The organism is Candidatus Methylomirabilota bacterium (genome assembly GCA_027293415.1).
Taxonomy (GTDB): Bacteria; Methylomirabilota; Methylomirabilia; order Methylomirabilales; family CSP1-5; genus CSP1-5.
The window spans coordinates 1-2,764 of the sequence record JAPUFX010000203.1; the positions used below are offsets into that span (position 1 = coordinate 1).

The window sequence follows — 2,764 nt, forward strand, 5'->3', positions numbered from 1 at the left end:
GTCCATTCCCGTCCACGCCCCGGAGTTGCATGCGGGCCTGAGCTATTCCGAACAAGTCGTCGAGCCACCCGCGAAGCTCAGATACCTGGCCCTCTTCGCCCTCGAGATGGAGGAGCGGGGGTTCGAGGTCGAGCCGGAAGAGGACGAAGACGCCGACGAGTAGAATGTCCAGGCTGAAATCCTGGTAGAACCAGCTAATTATCCCAAGTGCGCACAGTGAAGGCACCGGGCGGGACAAAAAGGCCCCCGGTGCCTATATTTTTATGTGGGGGACATTCCCGGGACCCTTTCAAGCGAGTGGTGACTCCATGAAACTAGATGGTTGGTAACGCACGGAGGGCACCATGAATATCAGGCACTTGCTCGGATGGTTGGTTGTCGCGGGACTTCTTACCTTACAGCTAAGCTCGTCCACGGCGGTTGCAGCAGCCGATACACAGGGGCAATGGGAGCAGCTGGTGGAGGAGACCTTTCTCCTTGGCCGGGGAATGGGCCGGCAGCTCATGACCCAGGGGGAGTGGCAACAGCACCGGGAGAAGATGAGGACCTTGAGCCCCGAGGCGCGCGAGCAGTACCGCGAGGAATGGCATAAGGAGATGGTCGAGCGGGCCAAAGAGCGCGGCATCACCATGCCCGAGACTCCCGGTCCTCATGGCAGGGGCATGGGCCCCGGAGGTGGTAGGGGCCGCGGTTACATCTATTAGAGGAGAGAGGCTTTAGGGGACCGGGAGGCCACGCACGGCCCCCGGTGACCCGTGGCGATCGGAGGTGAATTAAATGACAGCACTCGAGGTTATCGCAACGATCCTTGCAGTCCTCGTTTTGGTGAAGATCTCCGTTGTTCTTGTGAATCCTGGCCTGTGGATGAAAAAGGTCGCTGCGCCAATATTTGATAATCCCGCATTGGCGACGGCCGTATATGCGGGACTGGCGATCGTGGTCGGGTACTTTGTGTTTGCAAGCCTGACTATCGTCGAAGTTGCTGCGGTGATGGCCTTCACCGCCCTTGTGATGGGGCTGGGGATGCTGCCGTATGCAAAGCCGATGTTGAAAATCGCGGAGGAGATGGCGGCGAACCGATCAGAGCTGCTGCGCAATGCGTGGCTCCCCATCGTCATTTGGGTCGGTATCTCCCTCTGGGTCCTCTCCTCGGTCTTTGCGTAGAGAGGCAAGGCCTCGCAAACACAGACATCAAAGCACTGGGTGGCTCCACGGGGCCCCGGTGCTTTATGCTTTTTAAGGTCTTGACAGCACTCACGCGGGACCGTAGCCCGGCTTATTCACATAGAAGAAGTGAATAATCCGCCCTCCGGGCTTCGACTCCACCCCGCGTTTGCGGGGAGTCGCTCAGGGCTAGCCTCGAAACCTGCCGGTGCGGCCGGGCCCCACCTGCAGGCGCATTATTGACGAAAACACTCCTTTCGTGAATAATGCGGGCTAGTATCCTGGCAACCCCCCGAGTATTGGCGATGAAACCCCACGCGCGGAGGAAACAGCCATGACGGACAAGGAGCAGCTTGTTTCAGCCATGGAGCAGTGGACAACAACCTTTAGCAACGACAATCCTGACCCGATACTTGCCCTCTACGCCGAGGATGCCGTCCTGTGGGGGACGCTCTCTCCCACACGGCGGGATGACCCGGCAGCGCTTCGCGACTATTTTGTGAAGGCGTTTGTTGCCCTGCCATCGCACAAGGTGACTTTCAAGGATCCCTTTATCCGGGTTTACGGCAGTACGGCCATCAATACCGGCTATTACACCTTCTCGTGGGTGAAAGAGGGCCAGAGCAAGAATCTTCCCGCGCGGTATAGTTTCACTTACGTCAAGCGCGACGGGCGCTGGATGATCGTGGATCACCACTCGTCCGCAGTGCCCGACCCCAACCTCGTCAAGTAGAGAGACCATGTCCAGGCGGACACCCTGGCAGAGCTGATGGAGGGTGTCCGGGGCGCCGCTTGTTAAAGAATTAGTCAACAAAAGATCTGACCCCTTCTTCCTTCTCTGGGTCCTCTCCACAGTCTTTGCCTGAAATCCATTAGCATGCCCGAGACCTCCGGCCTCGCCATCCGCCCCGGTCGAAGCGCGCGGGGGACAGCGGTATGCGCAGCGGACCGTTATCGTTTCTCTAACCGGGGTGGTCGATAGAGTTTCACGCCGGGGATCTGCCGGAAGTGGATATCCAGGGTGAACACTTGGCACTTATGGTCCATGGCGACGGCGCCAATGATGAGATCCGAAAGGGGAAGGGTGATTCCCTTGCGGCGCAGAAGCGACCCCAGCTCGCCGGTTCGTTTCCAGCTGCTGAAGGTCGTGTCCAGAAAGTGGAGCCCCGTGAGCGTCGAGAGGATTGTCTCGGCCTCGTTCGGGGTTCGACACCCCTGGAGGAGTTCAGCCAGGACGACACCGACCAAAGCGACCCGCCCTCTCCGGATCAGGGCGCGAAGGGCCACCCTGACCGACGGCTCGGTCCCGGTGAAGTACGCGATCCAGACCGACGTATCAGCGACGATCACGCCACTGCCTCTCCCTTTTCTCCTGCGCCTTCAGTTCGCGCTCCTCCAACTCGCGCCAGTCGAGGTCGAGGTGGATCTTCCCCTCGAGGGCGAGCAACTGCTCGATCTTCTTCTGGCGGAGGAATTCAGATATCGCGAGGTGAATGGCCCCGGTTTTCGTCTTGACGCCGGTGACCGCGAGGAGCTCTTTGACCAGCTTTTCGTCGAGGTCCAATGTGGTGCGCACGGAATGCACCTCCTTTCTATGCAT

Annotated in this window: 5 protein-coding genes; 3 read left to right on the plus strand and 2 right to left on the minus strand. The window is 59.3% G+C overall.

The genetic code is table 11. The annotated features are described in order from the left end of the window. The first annotated feature begins 344 nt into the window (after window positions 1-344). The 3 genes from O6929_13830 to O6929_13840 all read left to right on the plus strand — a co-directional run bounded on the left by O6929_13830 (window position 345) and on the right by O6929_13840 (window position 1,897). Entirely contained in the window at window positions 345-704 is a 360-nt protein-coding gene (locus O6929_13830) for a hypothetical protein (GenBank protein ID MCZ6481459.1), read from the plus strand. Window positions 705-777: 73 nt separating this feature from the next. Beyond that, window positions 778-1,164 (plus strand): hypothetical protein, encoded by a 387-nt coding sequence (locus tag O6929_13835; protein ID MCZ6481460.1) that lies wholly within the window; start codon window positions 778-780, stop codon window positions 1,162-1,164. A gap of 334 nt (window positions 1,165-1,498) precedes the next feature. Next, window positions 1,499-1,897 carry an SgcJ/EcaC family oxidoreductase gene (locus tag O6929_13840; protein ID MCZ6481461.1) on the plus strand — a complete coding sequence of 133 codons (399 nt, stop codon included), beginning with the start codon at window positions 1,499-1,501 and terminating at the stop codon, window positions 1,895-1,897. A 218-nt stretch (window positions 1,898-2,115) separates the two neighbouring features. Here the strand turns inward: O6929_13840 and O6929_13845 are convergent, their stop codons facing one another. Next, window positions 2,116-2,514, minus strand: a complete 399-nt coding sequence (locus O6929_13845) for a PIN domain-containing protein (GenBank protein MCZ6481462.1) — start codon at window positions 2,512-2,514, stop codon at window positions 2,116-2,118. Continuing rightward, window positions 2,501-2,764, minus strand: a 264-nt coding sequence (locus tag O6929_13850; GenBank protein MCZ6481463.1) for a type II toxin-antitoxin system VapB family antitoxin, incomplete at its 5' end; no start/stop codon positions are given. The genes O6929_13850 and O6929_13845, both read right to left, overlap by 14 nt.